General features: G+C 44.2%; 12 protein-coding genes. 9 read left to right on the forward strand and 3 right to left on the reverse strand.

Annotation, left to right across the window (positions count from 1 at the left end; translation table 11 throughout):
• Window positions 1-393: 393 nt before the first annotated feature.
• Complete coding sequence (locus H8796_RS24470; protein WP_004297975.1) at window positions 394-615, reverse strand: carboxypeptidase-like regulatory domain-containing protein; 222 nt, start codon at window positions 613-615, stop codon at window positions 394-396.
• Window positions 616-948: 333 nt separating this feature from the next.
• On the opposite strand from H8796_RS24470, the gene H8796_RS24475 reads away from it, so the two are divergent.
• Both H8796_RS24475 and H8796_RS24480 read left to right on the forward strand, forming a co-directional pair.
• Window positions 949-3,927 (forward strand): SusC/RagA family TonB-linked outer membrane protein, encoded by a 2,979-nt coding sequence (locus tag H8796_RS24475; RefSeq protein ID WP_255424121.1) that lies wholly within the window; start codon window positions 949-951, stop codon window positions 3,925-3,927.
• An 11-nt stretch (window positions 3,928-3,938) separates the two neighbouring features.
• A complete protein-coding gene (locus H8796_RS24480; RefSeq protein ID WP_061448611.1) occupies window positions 3,939-5,552 on the forward strand; it encodes a SusD/RagB family nutrient-binding outer membrane lipoprotein in 1,614 nt (537 codons plus the stop codon).
• Window positions 5,553-5,834: 282 nt separating this feature from the next.
• Here H8796_RS24480 and H8796_RS24485 read toward each other — a convergent pair whose 3' ends face one another.
• Complete coding sequence (locus H8796_RS24485) at window positions 5,835-6,233, reverse strand: response regulator (RefSeq protein ID WP_004314143.1); 399 nt, start codon at window positions 6,231-6,233, stop codon at window positions 5,835-5,837.
• 118 nt (window positions 6,234-6,351) lie between these two features.
• Between H8796_RS24485 and H8796_RS24490 the strand changes: the two genes are divergently transcribed.
• The 7 genes from H8796_RS24490 (at window position 6,352) to H8796_RS24520 (ending at window position 15,404) form a co-directional block, all read left to right on the forward strand.
• Window positions 6,352-7,989, forward strand: coding sequence for an ABC-F family ATP-binding cassette domain-containing protein (locus H8796_RS24490; protein ID WP_061448610.1), 1,638 nt, complete (start codon window positions 6,352-6,354; stop codon window positions 7,987-7,989).
• A gap of 81 nt (window positions 7,990-8,070) precedes the next feature.
• Window positions 8,071-8,271 carry a hypothetical protein gene (locus tag H8796_RS24495; protein WP_099147112.1) on the forward strand — a complete coding sequence of 67 codons (201 nt, stop codon included), beginning with the start codon at window positions 8,071-8,073 and terminating at the stop codon, window positions 8,269-8,271.
• Window positions 8,272-8,288: 17 nt separating this feature from the next.
• Window positions 8,289-8,699: a DUF6769 family protein gene (locus tag H8796_RS24500; protein ID WP_117935380.1), complete on the forward strand. Its 411-nt coding sequence runs from the start codon at window positions 8,289-8,291 to the stop codon at window positions 8,697-8,699.
• 88 nt (window positions 8,700-8,787) lie between these two features.
• A complete protein-coding gene (locus tag H8796_RS24505; RefSeq protein WP_117935382.1) occupies window positions 8,788-10,023 on the forward strand; it encodes an efflux RND transporter periplasmic adaptor subunit in 1,236 nt (411 codons plus the stop codon).
• 77 nt (window positions 10,024-10,100) lie between these two features.
• Entirely contained in the window at window positions 10,101-13,199 is a 3,099-nt protein-coding gene (locus H8796_RS24510) for an efflux RND transporter permease subunit (RefSeq protein ID WP_117935384.1), read from the forward strand.
• An 18-nt stretch (window positions 13,200-13,217) separates the two neighbouring features.
• Window positions 13,218-14,396, forward strand: a complete 1,179-nt coding sequence (locus H8796_RS24515) for a TolC family protein (RefSeq protein ID WP_117935386.1) — start codon at window positions 13,218-13,220, stop codon at window positions 14,394-14,396.
• A gap of 189 nt (window positions 14,397-14,585) precedes the next feature.
• Window positions 14,586-15,404 (forward strand): hypothetical protein, encoded by an 819-nt coding sequence (locus H8796_RS24520; RefSeq protein ID WP_117935388.1) that lies wholly within the window; start codon window positions 14,586-14,588, stop codon window positions 15,402-15,404.
• On the opposite strand, the gene H8796_RS24525 is transcribed toward H8796_RS24520, so the two are convergent.
• Window positions 15,401-16,864 carry an rRNA cytosine-C5-methyltransferase gene (locus H8796_RS24525; RefSeq protein WP_117935390.1) on the reverse strand — a complete coding sequence of 488 codons (1,464 nt, stop codon included), beginning with the start codon at window positions 16,862-16,864 and terminating at the stop codon, window positions 15,401-15,403. The genes H8796_RS24520 and H8796_RS24525 overlap by 4 nt on opposite strands.
• Between the last annotated feature and the right edge of the window lie 79 nt (window positions 16,865-16,943).

Genomic DNA, 16,943 nt, shown 5'->3' on the forward strand with positions numbered 1-16,943 from the left:
GGGTGTTGGGTATGCTGACACCCGGGTGTCAGGCATCATGAGACCCGGGTGTCAGACAACTTATACTTGCAGTCTTTTGCATTCTTCTTTACTATCACTCATAATTTCAATCACTATTAGATTGTAACATTTAACTCATACCTCCAAAACACGAATATTAAAAAACGCCTAGATAAAGAAAAACACCGGGAAATTTATTAAAAATTTGGGTAGAATATTAATCCCTTCTCAAAAATCAATGAGAAGCAAAGACTACTAAATTGATAAGAATTGATAAAGGAAGTTTCAATAAAAGAAACCGGAAGAATAGGTTAATTTTTAAAATCCGAAACAAAAACATTGAAAAACAACAAGATAGGAGAAAAAAAGCAGAAGGAAAGGAGAAAAGAAAAATCAATAAGTCTTAGCAGAACTTGGTACATTCGTGATTGTAAACTTACCGTCAATATCAGTGATAGTACCAAGGGTAGTGCCATTCACCAATATTGAAGCACCTACGACAGGTTGCCCATCTTCTTCAGAGGTAACCAAACCGGTAACTCTGGATGTTTGCGCTGTCACCAGACCTATACCTATAAAAAGGAAGGTCATTAAGAACATCAATTTTCTTTTCATAAATTCTCTCTTAAATTTAACCTATAAACAGATTTTTTGTCTCTAACAGGTTGCAAAGATAACACGAATTATGACAAATCGAAAAAAGTGTTACGTATTTAACTAAAAAGTATCGTTTTGAAAGCAATAAGTTTCTAAAAACTGATAGGTTAAAACAACTTCTTTTAAATTTAGCATCTTTTAAAAGATAGTTTCTGTCATAAAGATAGCACCAAAATCAGGCTTTTCAAGAAAAAGAGAACATTATTACCTCCAAAACGGTATCTTTTTATCATTTTGCACCTTCAAAAGGGTTAAAGAACTATTAACAATGATAAAGGCAGAAACTTCTACATACCAAGTTCTGCTAAAACTTTGCGCGTTTCTTATGTAGGAATGATTTCGCAAGACGTTTCCATCAAACCGGGAGTGATAAAAGTTGTTTTGAAAAGCGACGCGAAGGCACTGGATGAGGTTGTGGTGACAGCCATGGGTATCTCACGCGAGAAAAAAGCACTGGGCTACGCCGTTCAGGACGTAAAATCAGATCAACTGACGCAAGCTGCCAACTCTAATCTGGCGGGAGCGTTGCAAGGTAAGGTGTCCGGTTTGGACGTGAAGCCTTCAAGTGGTATGCCGGGAGCTTCTTCACAGATCACCATCCGTGGTGCACGTTCTTTCTCGGGTGACAACACTCCGCTTTACGTTATCGACGGAATGCCGGTGACCAGTACTCCTGACGTTAGCACAGATATCCAGAACAATGGTAGTGTGAGCGGAGCGGACTTCGCCAACCGTGCAGTGGATATCGACCCTAATGATATTGAAAGTATCAACATTTTGAAAGGTCAGGCTGCTTCTGCGCTTTATGGTATCCGTGCTTCCAATGGTGTGATTATCATCACGACCAAAAGTGGTAAAGGATTGGAAAAAGGCAAACCGCAGGTTAGCTTCTCTTCTAATGTCAGCTTCGATGTAGTCGGCCGTCTGCCGGAGTTCCAGAAAACATACGCACAAGGTTCGGGTGGAAAATTCAGTCCCACTTCGGGAACCTCTTGGGGACCTAAAATTTCCGAACTTCCCAACGATGCAACGTATGGTGGTAACACGGACAACAAATACACTCAACAGTACGGTAAGCAACAGGGAAAATATTATGTACCCCAACGTGCGTCAGCCGGTCTTGACCCATGGGCCACTCCACAGGCATACGACAATGCCAAAGATTTCTTCGATACAGGAATTACCTGGAGCAACTCACTGAATGTCGCGCAGATGCTCGAAAAAAGTTCCTACTCTATCTCATTGGGAAATACGCACCAGGACGGTATTATCTCAAGCACCGGTATGGATAGATATAATGTAAAGGTTAGTGCCGACACCAAACTGACTAGTAACTGGAGTTCCGGATTTACAGCCAACTACATCACTACTTCCATCGACAAGGCAGTGACTTCCGGTAACGGTCTGTTGAGAACGGTTTACGCAGCTCCTCCCAGTTATGATCTGGCCGGAATTCCAAGCCATGTAGACGGCAACCCGTACACACAAAATTCTTTCCGTGGTAGCTTTGACAACGCTTATTGGGCGATGGAAAATAATAAATTCACAGAAGATACCAACCGTTTCTTCGGAAACGTATATACAAGCTATCAGACTGATTTCGGCACAACTAACCACAAGTTGAACGCAAAATACATGGTCGGTGTGGATGCTTACACTACTCACTACGTAGACAGCTACGGATATGGTAGTAACACTGGTGGCGGTCGCGGACAGATCGAGAACTACGGCTGGACAAACGCTACATATAACTCATTGCTGACCATCAACTACGACTGGCACATTAATGAGGACTGGGGACTGAATGCGGTAGTGGGTAACGAAATTATCCAAAGCAACAGAAAGAAGTATTATGAATATGGTACGAACTACAACTTCCCGGGATGGAACCACATCAACAACGCCACTACTCAACAGACAGAAGAAGAGACATGGAAAAACCGCACGGTGGGATTCTTCGGTAACGTATCAGCTTCTTACAGAAATATGCTTTATCTGACCCTCACCGGACGTCAGGACTACGTATCTAATATGCCACGTAAGAACCGCTCATTCTTCTATCCTTCTATTTCGGCTGGTTTTATCCTGACGGAATTGGATGCATTGAAAAACAATGTCGTTAATCACGCTAAATTGAGAGTATCTTATGCGGAAGTAGGACAGGCAGGAGATTTCCTCGAAAACTACTACTCGACTCCGACATACGGAGGTGGTTTCTATATGCTGACTCCAATCATGTACCCGATGAAAGGCACTACCGCCTATACTCCGTACTACACGATTTTCGACCCGAAACTGAAACCGCAGAACACACGTTCGTATGAAGTGGGTGCTGACGTGAACTTCCTCGATAACTTAATCACATTCAGTTATACGTACTCACGCCAGAATGTAAAAGACCAGATTTTCGAAGTGCCTTTGGCTTCTTCTACCGGTGCTAGCAAACTACTCACCAACGGTGGAAAGATTCATACCAACACGCATGAATTCACTCTCGGCTTCAACCCCATCCGAACGAAGAATATCAACTGGGATTTTGCATTCAACTGGACGAAAATCGATAACTACGTAGATGAACTGGCACCGGGTGTAGAAAATATCTCTCTGGGTGGTTATGTTACTCCGCAGGTACGTGCTTCGGCAGGTGAGAAATTCCCTGTAATCTATGGGGTAGGCTTCAAGAGAGATGAAAACGGTAATCGTCTGGTAGACGAAAACGGTCTTCCTATCGCTGGTGAAGCACAAGTAATTGGTAAGGTTTCTCCGGACTTCCTGATGGGTTTCAACACCACATTACGCTTATGGAAGTGTACAATCAGCGCAGTACTTGACTGGAAACAGGGTGGCCAGATGTACAGCAGAACAACCGGACTGGCAGACTACTACGGTGTCAGCAAGAGAACGGAAAACCGCGAAGGTACCATCATCTTCGACGGATACAAAACCGATGGAACTAAAAATGATATCGCCATCACAGGTGCAAACGCACAACAGGTATTTTACAGCCGCCTGAACGATATTGACGAATCTTCTGTATATGACAATTCTTTCATCAAACTGCGTGAAGTAGCTGTCAACTACAAAATTCTTCAAAAACGTTCGATAGAACTTTCTGTAAACGCATTTGCCAGAAATATCCTGATCTGGGCTCAATTGCCTGACCTCGATCCGGAAGCCAGTCAGGGTAACAACAACATGGCAGGAGCATTTGAAGATTATTCAATGCCGCAGACAGCTAGTTTCGGCTTTGGTTTCAACATTAAATTTTAATCTGCAAGACAATGAAAAAATATAAATCAATAGGAAAATTGCTGGCAGTTTCTTTCTTGACTGCTGCCATTGCTTCTGCTTGTACGGAAGACGCAATGGATAAAATCAATGAAAACCCTAACAATCCTCTGGATGCGCCTGCAAAATTTTTGATTACGGACTTAGGGGTAAGCACTGCATTCAGCACTGTGGGAGGGGATTTCTCGCTCTATTCTTCTGTTTACATTGAACACGAAACGGGTATATCCAACCAGCTTTACCGGGCGGAAGTACGTAGCGGAGAGCCTACAACGGCTACTACCTACAACAACGCATGGATCAACGTGTATTCAAATATCAAGAACGCTAAAATCGTTATCAAGAAGTGTGAAGAAGATCCTTCGGAAAAAGGAAACGTAGTGACGGAAGCAATTGCTAAAATCCTGCTCGCTTACAACGGAGCAGTGGCTGCCGATGTATTTGGAAATACACCGTACAGCCAGACTGGTATCCTCAATCCGGACGGCACACCAATGTATATGCAGCCCAAAATAGATACGCAGGAAAGCATTTATCAGGAAGTGATGCAGAATCTGGATGATGCCATCACTCTGCTGGATAACGGTACTGCCAAAGATGCAGGTCTGTCCGGCGCAGTCGGTTCTAAAGACTTGATCTACGGTTCAAACACCAGTACTCAAGCAAGTATGTGGCTCAAGACAGCTTATGCGTTAAAAGCACGCTATACAATGCGTCTGCTCAATAAAAGTGCCAATAAGACAACTGATCTTCAGAACATTCTTACTTATGTGAGCAAATCATTTGCTAATGCAAGTGAAGAATGTAAACTGGCTGTTTATGACGCTGATTCGCAGTTGAATCCGCTTTGGTCATTCAGCTATAGCCGTAACAGTTTGGCAGCCAGTGCCAGTCTGATTGAAAAGTTTGTTGAGCGCAATGACCCCAGAGCACCGCAAGCATTTCTGGAGCCCGATCCCACCGGCTATATTGCTTATGGATACGGAGGTACGCAAGCTACAGACATCGCAGGTATCAAAGCGGCTCCAAACGGAACTCCGCAAGAGTTGCAGAACAATTATGGTATGTCAATGATATCATGGGCAATGTCGGCTCCTACTCTTTTAATCAGTTATCACGAAGTGAAATTCCTCGAAGCAGAAGCATTATGCCGTTTGGGGGGCAGACTGGGTGAAGCTAAGAGTGCTTTAAAAGCTGCAATCACTGCCGGATTCGAGAATCTGGAAAACTCAATTATAGATGCCGCTGACACTTGGGTATATGATGGTGACAGCGATTTGGGGGCAGATGTAGCAGAAACCTATTTCACGGATGAAGTAGAACCGTTATTCGATGCCAACCCTCTGCAAGAGACAATGATACAGAAGTATCTCGCCTTCTTCGGTGCATCCGGCGAATCACTGGAAGCCTATAACGACTACCGTCGTTTGAAAGGTGCAGGAGAAAACTTCATTGTACTGAAGAACCCGCTGAACAACAATAAGTTCCCATTGCGCTTCGGTTATGGAGCAGACGACGTATTGGCAAATCCTGAAGTGAAAGCTGCTTTCGGTGATGGCCAGTATGTATATAGCGAAGCTGTCTGGTGGGCCGGCGGAAACAAATAATGAACTTAAAATCTCTCAAAGGAGAGACTTTACATAGAGTCGTTTCTGTACTCTAACAAATTAACAGAGGCGAACAAAAATAGGCCAACCGTGAGGTTCGCCTATTTTATTTTATCCAATTTCATCAGATGAATGCTCAAATATAATAGAGAAAAAGGAATATTCAACGGCATCTTTTACATACCATTTTTCTACCCAATCATACTCTTTTTCTACGCTATTCCGTATTTAACGTTTAAGCATCTTTTAAATAAATTAAAAAAATTCCCGTACGAATCAATTTCACCACTGCAAATCGGGTAGATATTTGCTTAAAGTAGTGCGGAGAATACTCAAAGTAATAGGTTTCACCAATACTTCAGTTGCTCCTGCGTTCATTGCATTTTCCTTATCCGAGCTGAAAGCATAAGCTGTCTGCATGATAATAGGAATTTCGGTATTAGACTCACGAATTATCTTCGTTGCCTCCAACCCGTTCATCACCGGCATCTTGATATCCATCAGCATTGCTTTGGTTCTTTCCTGGTGCTGTTGAAACAACTCCACCATTTCCTGCCCATTTTTAGCCCACTCGATATCACACTTTTTGCCTATGATAGCCTTGATTAATTTAAAGTTGCTGTCATCGTCTTCAGCTACTAAAATTAAGGGTCTGAATTCATTCATTTGTTCGCTTTCCATATCGCTTATATATTGTTTTTTTATCTGTTTTTTTGGATCAATTTCCCTTTTCAGCCCGCAAGTTATAAAAAAGATTCATATATTTCGCTATCTTTGCGCCTCAATTTAAAAGAATAGTATGATTTCTGTTGACGGACTAGCCGTAGAGTTTGGCGGCACTACTTTATTTAGTGATATTTCTTTCGTAATTAATGAAAAAGACCGCATCGCACTGATGGGTAAAAATGGGGCGGGAAAAAGTACGCTGCTGAAAATTTTGGCAGGCGCACGACAACCGACACGTGGAAAAGTTTCCACGCCCAAAGATTGCGTAGTGGCCTATCTGCCTCAACATCTGATGACGGAAGACGGAAGAACAGTGTTTGACGAAACGGCACAGGCTTTTTCACATCTGCATGAAATGGAAGCGCAGATTGAAAAACTGAACAAAGAGCTCGAGACACGGACGGACTACGAGAGCGATAGTTACATGGCGCTGATTGAAGAAGTGTCTGCCTTGAGCGAGAAGTTTTATTCGATTGACGCAACCAATTATGAAGAGGATGTGGAAAAGGCATTGCTCGGATTAGGGTTCACCCGGAGCGATTTTCAACGCCAGACGAGTGATTTTAGCGGTGGATGGCGGATGCGCATCGAGCTCGCTAAGTTGCTGTTACAGAAACCGGACGTACTCTTGCTCGATGAGCCGACTAATCATCTGGATATTGAATCTATTCAATGGTTGGAAGATTTCCTTATTAATAACGGGAAAGCAGTTATCGTAATCAGCCACGACCGCAAATTCGTGGATAATATTACAACACGTACCATCGAAGTGACGATGGGACGTATTTATGATTATAAGGTGAATTATTCCCAATATCTGCAACTGCGTAAGGATCGCCGCGAACAGCAGCAGAAGGCATACGACGAGCAGCAGAAGTTTATTGCTGAAACGAAGGAGTTCATCGAACGATTCAAAGGAACATATTCAAAGACGTTGCAGGTACAGAGCCGCGTCAAAATGCTGGAAAAGCTGCAATTGCTCGAAGTCGATGAGGAGGATACTTCTGCATTGCGACTGAAATTCCCGCCTTCACCCCGTTCGGGCAGTTATCCGGTTATCATGGAAGGTGTTGGAAAGGCATACGAAGAGAAAGTGGTGTTCCGCAACGCTAACCTGACAATTGAGCGTGGTGATAAAGTAGCTTTTGTCGGTAAAAACGGTGAAGGTAAATCTACACTCGTGAAATGTATCATGAAGGAAATCGAACATGACGGTACACTGACTTTAGGACATAATGTACAAATCGGATATTTCGCTCAAAATCAGGCTTCGTTGATGGATGAAAACCTGACGGTTTTCCAAACGATTGACGATGTAGCCAAGGGGGATATCCGGAACAAGATTCGTGATTTACTGGGTGCCTTCATGTTTGGTGGTCCCGAGGAATCGATGAAGAAGGTGAAAGTACTTTCGGGTGGGGAGCGTACCCGCCTTGCCATGATTAAATTGCTGTTGGAACCTGTCAACCTCCTGATCCTGGATGAGCCGACGAATCATCTGGACATGAAAACGAAAGATATCCTGAAACAGGCATTGCTGGATTTTGACGGCACACTGATTGTTGTTTCACACGACCGTGACTTCCTCGACGGACTGGTGACCAAGGTGTATGAGTTCGGTAATCAAAAGGTGACGGAACATCTTTGCGGCATCTACGAGTTCCTCGAAAAGAAAAAAATGGATTCGTTGCAAGAACTGGAAAAGAAATAATAAATAATAAAAAGAGGGTATCGGCTGCAGGCGGAATAAAAGTATTTGTATATTTGCAACATGATCCATCTTCAAAGAATTATGTCAAATAATGAAATGCAAGAATTGAGCGATAAATTACGGCGCGGCCTTCAATTAGCAGAAAAGCGGTTGCTGGAAAAAAATGCTCGTAACGGCACACTCCTTAGTCAGGGGACACCGGATGGAAAAGTTATTTATGTGTCAGCAACCGAATTGCTGGAACGTTTGCAGGAAAAAGAAAAAGAATCGCTAAAAAAATAAATTCTCTAAAAGAAAGGATGAAAGGGAAGAAAGGAATAATAGTAACTCTGCTGTTTTTTATCAACATTATTATGTTGGTGGCAGCGGTTATTCCCCATCATCATCACCCCAACGGAATGATTTGCATGAAGCAGGACTTGCCTGTAGAACAGCAATGTCCCACGCATCATCATCACCCGGGAAACGACTCATGTTGCAGCAGCGAATGTATGACTCGTTTCTACTCTCCCACTCCATCCATCCATACGGATAGCGGACCGGATTATGTATTCATCGCTACCTTATTCACGGATGTAATCATCGAACATCTATTACGACCGCAAGAGAAACGGATCAAGAACTATTATGTCTACCGAGACTCCTTGCATGGTACGAATACCCATCGTACCACTTCTCTTCGTGCCCCTCCCTACTCTGTTTTTGCGTAAAAGCGTAAATGCAAATCAGTTGCATCTGCGTTACCTTATCTTTGTAGCGTAAAAAGAAAACAGTAAAATTTAGTAGGAAAATATCATTATGAAAAAACTTATTTTCGTGGGAATCCTGGGCTTATTCGTGCTGGGATCCTGTAATAATAGTACCGTCACACACACACACAACGAACACGATCATGCCGCGGAAGGACATAATCACGAGGCAGAGGAACCCGATCATTCCCATGAAGGCGAATGTAGCGGAGCACACAATCATGATGCAGCCGATGAACACAACGAAGCTGCCGAAGCCCACAGTGATGAAATCATTCTTCCGAAAGCAAAAGCTGAAGCAGCCGGTGTAAAGGTGAGCGTTATTGAACCTGCACCTTTCCAGCAAGTGATTAAAACCAGCGGACAGGTGCTGGCTGCTCAAGGGGATGAATCGGTTGCCGTAGCTACAGTAGCCGGCGTGGTATCTTTCCGTGGAAAAGTAACGGAAGGAATGAGCGTCGGCAGCGGCACTCCACTAGTCACCATTTCTTCAAAGAATATCGCTGACGGTGATCCGGTGCAACGTGCCCGCATTGCCTACGAAGTATCCAAGAAGGAGTACGAACGTATGAAGGAGCTTGTTAAAAACAAGATCGTATCCGACAAGGATTTTGCACAAGCGGAACAAAGTTACGAAAACGCCCGTCTTAGTTACGAAGCTCTTTCCAAGAATCACTCGGCTATCGGACAAAGCATTACGGCTCCTATTGCCGGATATGTGAAAAGTATTCTCGTGAAAGAAGGTGACTATGTGACCATCGGACAACCGTTGGTAAGTGTGACGCAGAACCGTCGTCTTTTCCTCCGTGCCGAAGTGTCAGAAAAGTATTACCCGTATCTCCGCACGATCAGTTCCGCCAATTTCCAGACTCCCTATAATAATCAGGTGTACGAGTTGAAAACATTGAACGGTAAACTTCTCTCTTTCGGAAAAGCTGCCGGAGACAATTCTTTTTATGTGCCTGTCACTTTTGAGTTCGACAACAAAGGGGAAGTGATTCCCGGCTCATTCGTAGAGGTATTCCTGCTTTCTTCAGCAATGGAAAACGTGATTTCTCTTCCGCGCACCGCGCTGACAGAGGAACAAGGCATATTCTTCATATATCTGCAACTGGACGAAGAGGGTTATAAAAAACAGGAAGTAACGATAGGAGCCGACAACGGCAAAAGCGTTCAAATCCTGACTGGTGTAAAGGCTGGTGACCGTGTAGTGACCGAGGGTGCTTATCAGGTTCGACTGGCAAGCGCAAGCAATGCAATCCCGGCACACAGCCACGAACACTAAAGAGACTAGGCGTCGCAGCCGTTTTTTTGTGCGGCGTATCTATCAAGTTATTTATAACTCTCAATTAATGAAACATCATGCTTAATAAAATTATACATTACTCCCTACACAACCGGTTGGTTGTAGTTTGTGCGGCCATCCTCCTGCTTATTGCGGGAACGTACACCGCCATGCATACGGAAGTAGACGTATTCCCCGACCTAAATGCACCTACGGTAGTAATCATGACCGAGGCGAACGGTATGGCTGCGGAAGAAGTTGAACAGCTCGTTACTTTTCCTGTTGAAACTGCCGTAAACGGAGCTACGGGTGTGCGTCGTGTCCGCTCTTCTTCTACTAACGGATTTTCCGTTGTCTGGGTAGAATTTGACTGGGGAACGGATATTTATCTCGCTCGCCAAATTGTTAGTGAGAAATTAGCAGTGGTCAGCGAATCACTGCCGGTTAATGTCGGCAAACCGACTCTCGGACCACAATCTTCCATTTTGGGCGAAATGCTCATCATCGGTCTGACTGCCGACTCCACTTCGATGCTCGATCTCCGCACGATTGCGGATTGGACCATCCGTCCCCGCCTGTTGTCTACCGGAGGAGTGGCACAAGTGGCTGTGCTCGGAGGAGACATCAAAGAATACCAGATTCAGCTAGATCCCGAACGGATGCGTCATTACGGCATCTCAATGGGAGAAGTGATGACTGTGACACAGGATATGAACCTGAACGCCAATGGAGGTGTGCTCTATGAATTCGGAAATGAATATATTGTACGCGGTGTACTATCCACTTCCAAGACAGAGCAACTTGGCAAAGCGGTAGTGAAGACGGTGAACAACTTCCCCGTCACACTGGAAGATATTGCAAACGTAACCATCGGACCGAAAGCTCCAAAACTGGGAACTGCTTCAGAACGCGGCAAATCCGCTGTCCTGATGACTGTTACCAAGCAACCGGCTACCAGCACACTGGAACTGACGGACAAACTGGAAGCATCTCTGAAAGATCTCCAGAAAAATCTGCCGCCGGACGTAAAAGTTTCAACGGACATATTCCGTCAAAGCCGCTTTATCGAAAGCTCTATCGGCAATGTGAAGAAATCACTCTTTGAAGGAGGAATTTTCGTTGTCATCGTGCTTTTCCTGTTCCTGGCAAATGTACGTACTACGCTGATCTCATTGGTGACACTACCTCTTTCCCTGCTCGTTTCGATCCTGACTTTACACTACATGGGGCTGACAATCAACACCATGAGTCTTGGAGGTATGGCGATAGCTATCGGCTCATTGGTAGACGACGCCATTGTCGATGTGGAAAATGTATATAAACGACTGCGGGAGAACCGCCTGAAAGCGGAAGCAGAAAGACTAAGTACGCTCGAAGTGGTATTCAATGCGTCGAAAGAGGTGCGCATGCCTATCCTTAATTCAACGTTGATTATCGTAGTCAGCTTTGTTCCGTTATTTTTCTTGAGCGGCATGGAAGGCAGAATGTTGGTTCCACTAGGCGTTGCTTTTATCGTGGCCCTGTTTGCGTCTACGATAGTTGCCCTGACACTGACTCCGGTGCTCTGCTCTTATCTATTAGGAAGCAATAAGACGAACAAGGAACTGAAAGAAGCTCCTGTTGCCCGCTGGATGAAAGGGATTTATGAAAAAGCACTGACTTGGGTATTGGCACATAAACGTGTGACTCTCGGAAGTACAATCGGACTTTTTGTAGTTGCCCTCGGAGTGTTTTTCACACTTGGACGCAGTTTCCTCCCTTCGTTCAATGAAGGATCGTTCACCATCAATATCAGTTCTCTACCGGGTATTTCGCTGGAAGAAAGCAACAAAATGGGACATCGTGCCGAAGAGTTATTGATGACGATTCCCGAAATACAAACGGTAGCCCGAAAAACGGGACGTGCTGAATTGGATGAACATGCGTTAGGAGTCAATGTTTCTGAAATAGAAGCTCCGTTCGAATTGAAAGACCGCTCGCGCAGTGAACTGGTAGCTGATGTACGTGAAAAATTAGGTACGATCACCGGAGCAAACATAGAAATCGGACAACCGATCAGCCACCGTATCGACGCGATGCTGTCGGGTACGAAAGCGAATATTGCTATCAAGTTATTCGGTGATGACCTGAATAAAATGTTTTCACTCGGTAATCAAATCAAAGGAGCGATCAGTGACATTCCCGGTGTTGCCGACCTGAACGTAGAACAACAGATTGAACGTCCGCAGCTGAAAATACAGCCTAAACGGGAAATGCTGGCTAAGTTCGGTATTACCCTGCCGGAATTTTCGGAATATGTGAATGTAGCTTTGGCTGGAAAAGTAATCTCACAAGTGTATGAACAGGGCAAAAGTTTTGACCTGATCGTAAAAGTGAAGGATGATGCCCGGGATGAGATGGAGAAAATCCGTAACCTGATGGTAGACACGAACGACGGCCGCAAAGTTCCTTTGAGCTATGTAGCGGAAGTGGTATCGGCCATGGGTCCGAATACGATCAACCGCGAGAATGTGAAACGTAAAATTGTCATTTCCGCCAATGTGGCCGATCGTGATTTGCGCAGTGTTGTGAATGATATTCAGAAACGCATCGACACATCGGTACAATTACCCGAAGGTTATCATATCGAGTATGGTGGACAGTTTGAAAGCGAGCAGGCTGCCAGCCGGACGTTGGCGTTGACTTCATTTATCAGTATCGTGGTTATCTTCCTGTTGCTGTACAATGAGTTCCGCAGCGTGAAAGAATCCGGGGTTATTTTGCTGAATCTTCCGCTGGCATTGATCGGTGGTGTCTTTGCCTTGGTGATTACAACAGGGGAAGTCAGCATTCCGGCTATCATCGGTTTCATCTCTTTATTCGGTATTGCAACCCGTAACGGTATGCTGTTAATCAGTCACTACAACCATTTGCAACAGGTAGAGGGTTTGAACGTGTACGACAGTGTAATTCAAGGCTCTCTCGACCGTCTGAATCCGATTTTGATGACGGCATTGTCTTCTGCACTGGCACTGATTCCATTGGCACTTGCCGGTGATTTGCCCGGTAACGAAATCCAGAGTCCGATGGCTAAAGTGATTTTAGGAGGATTATTAACGTCTACTTTCCTGAACGGTTTTATAGTTCCGATTGTTTATCTGATGATGCACCGGAAAAAGGTTCAGGAAAGCTTGTAACAAATAAAGAAAATAAGAATGAAACAAATCATAAGCACTGCACTTCTGTTCTTAACCATAGGCGGAGTGCAAGCCCAAAACGGAATTGACCAGGTATTGAAGAATATCGAAACGAACAATAGGGAGCTGCAAGCAAACGAGCAACTGATTACTTCGCAAAAGCTGGAAGCCAAAACGGATAATAACTTGCCTGACCCTACTCTTTCTTATGCGCATCTATGGGGAGCGAAAGATAAAAACGAAACAATCGGTGAACTAGTTGTTTCACAAAGCTTTGATTTCCCCAGTCTATATGCTACACGTAACAAGTTGAACCGCCTGAAAGCAGGAGCTTTTGACAGCCAGGCGGATGTTTTTCGTCAGGAGAAGCTGTTACAGGCTAAAGAACTCTGCCTGGATATTATTATGCTCCGTCAGCAAAAGCATATTTTAGAGGAACGTCTCCGCAATGCGGAAGAGCTTGCTAAAATGTACGCCAAGCGTCTCCAAACGGGAGATGCAAATGCGCTCGAAACCAATAAAATCAACTTGGAACTGCTGAATGTTAAAACGGAAGCGTCTCTGAACGAAACAGCACTCCGCAATAAGCAGCAGGAGTTGAATACACTAAATGGTAATATTCCGGTGGTTTTCGAGGAGAACCAATATCCGGCTATACCGCTCCCGAGCGATTACCAAATGTTGAAATCGGAAGTCATGGCAACGGACCGTACTCTAATGGCACTAGGCAACGAGAGTCTCGTTGCACGTAAACAAATCGCTGTCAATAAATCCCAGTGGCTGCCGAAGCTGGAACTCGGCTACCGTCGGAATACGGAAACAGGTGTGCCTTTCAACGGTGTAGTGGTAGGCTTCTCCTTCCCGCTTTTCGAAAATCGGAATAAGGTGAAAATCGCTAAAGCGCAGGCACTCAACATCGACTTGCAAAAGGATAATGCTACCCTGCAAGTGGAATCAGAATTGGCACAACTTTACCGGGAAGCGAAAACGCTGCATGCTTCAATGGAAGAATATAGCAAGACTTTCCAGTCGCAACAAGATTTGGCATTGCTGAAACAAGCTTTGGCAGGTGGACAAATTAGTATGATCGAGTACTTTGTAGAAGTGTCGGTGATCTATCAAAGTCATCTAAATTATCTGCAATTGGAAAATCAGTACCAAAAGGCAATGGCACGGATTTACAAAAGCAAGCTATAAATAGTACATAAAACTCTTTAGGCATGGATTACGCTGAACATACTAATTTCTATTTTTAAGTTATGTATTCAGTGTAATTCATGCCTAAATATATATTCCATAGATCTCCTCTTCTCTCATTTTCTTCAAATTCCGACTGGATATTTCAAAACAATACACTACATTTGCAACAAACATAAAATCTGAAATATGAGACCTAAACATTTCTATTTATTCATGTTATCCTGCATCCTTACGCTACTAAGTGGCTGTAAAGATGATGACGACAATCCACTACGTTTTTACAACAGTGAATACGAAGTGCCTATGGGTGGCAGACGTTACCTCGGCCTGGAAAGCGGAAATGGTGACTACTCACTTGCAGTGAAAGACACACGCATCGCAAGTGCCGGAACTGAAACTGGCTGGAGCGGAGTACCTGCCGGACGTATGATTTATGTAACCGGTATCCTCACCGGAACGACTTATCTGACAGTAACAGACAACGCCACACAAGAGAGTTGCACTTTACCAATCAAGGTGGTCGATAATTACGAAAATATAAAGTTGCTCCGCAGCTACTTGTCTAACTTACCCAACGGAGACACAAATCTTCTACCCGGCATTTCCGACATTTTCCTGATTAACAACCACGCACGGGATGTTTATTTCTTCAAGCAGGGACAACCGACGGCTTTTTCACCCGGACTTGAATTAATAACTCAAGGAAGTTACAAACTGGAAAAAGAAGAAGGAGACGATGAGAAAGTTACACTAACTCTCACGTTTTCCGAAGATACGACACCACATAAATTCATCTTGTGGGGAAACTCCTATCTATATCACCGACTGGACAAGAATCTGAATTTGAACTGGAACACTCCCCCCATTGGAGAGACACGGACATCGCCCGAACCGCCTCCTGCCTACACACTGGAAGAAATAGCAGAAGGTGTAGAACCCGGAAAGGGCAGACAACTTGTTTTCAGTCTTACCCAACAAGAAATACCTACGGGAATACTGCCTTAATCAGTAATGTCTGCGGATAAGATGCGTATATTTTCCGGTAAGTATCCACTACGGATGCGCCATTCTTGCGGATAAAGATTATTGGCACGATTGCCGATATTCTTCACAAATCCGAGAGGGATATGCCGATAAGTAATCAAAACATACCCACGAGGGGCTGTTGCCGGTAAGGTAATGGCCTCTTTTCGTAAATAAGTGATAGCCTGTTCATAACTTATTTCTTCTATAGCGAATGCTTCCCGGCACAAAAGGGAGGTACACATTGCCAACGCATGGTTAGGGATCAAATCCTTTCCTTTCACCTCGCCTATCTCAATCCCTGCCGACACGATTTTCAGGCTTTGTTTCATCGTCGTCAATTCATTAGTATAGTACTGCGAAAAAGCCCGGATATTTGTTCCTTCCGCCAATAAAATATACTTGTCCGAATTTTCATCATTCAACCAGCTTTTGGCCATATTCAGATGTTCTTTCAATACAGGAGAAGATGCTGCTATTCCTTTCTTATCCTTCTTCTTGAAAGCTTTCTCTTTCGCGAAAGAAGATACCGGAATCTCTTCTTCCGTCTCCGGCTTACGAAAAGCCACCAGAAAAAAGCCTTCACCTTTCGTCTTATGAGGGAAAAAATGATAGACGGGAATAGAAGATTTAGAATAATCCCCTTTATCTGACAAAAGATCTCCTGTTATATTCCAATTCTCCTGCACCTGCACAGTTAACGGTTCGCCTCCATACTCTTGTTGAATCCAACGTGCATTCTCTTCATCCTCTTTTGTATTAAATGTACACGTACTATATATAAGAATACCTCCGGGCTTCAACGCATCCCAGATATCCGCAATAATCCGTCGCTGGCGCTGCCAACAGATTTCCACATTCTCGGGATTCCACTCTTCCACAGCTACCGGGTCTTTACGGAACATACCTTCACCGGAACAGGGAACATCTGTAAGAATCACATCAAAGAAAGAGGGTAAAGCTGAAAAATCTGCCGGATCATTATTAGTCACTACCACATCCGGATGTCCCCACTTCGTCAGGTTTTCAGCAAGAATCTGCGAACGATTCCGGATTACCTCATTGGCTACCAGCAGGCTCCCTTCGGGAAGTACACTACGGGCATGAGTCGATTTTCCACCGGGAGCCGCACAAAGATCCAACATCTTCACCGGCCCGGTGACATATTGCCGGAGTACCTGCTCCACAAACATAGAAGAAGCTTCCTGAACATAATAACAGCCTGCATGAAATAAGGGATCGAACGTGAAAGTGAGACGCTCCTCCAAATAGAATCCTTCGGAAGACCAAGGTACTTTATCCGATAAAGAATGATTGATTTTCAATTGATTCAACCGAATGCTAACCGGTGGTTCCTGTTGGAGGGCAACAGCCAGTTTGTCGTATTCTTCATCGCCCAATAGAGCGCGGGTGTAGCCTATAAAAGAAGCAGGTAATTCCATTTTTCGTTTATTAATTTCCGCAAATATCAAAAATATTTCGTCTCTTTGCAACTTTCTATGATATTAACTACGTCTAACA

This window comes from Bacteroides sp. M10 (assembly GCF_014334015.1).
In the GTDB taxonomy this organism is placed as follows: Bacteria; Bacteroidota; Bacteroidia; order Bacteroidales; family Bacteroidaceae; genus Bacteroides; species Bacteroides intestinigallinarum.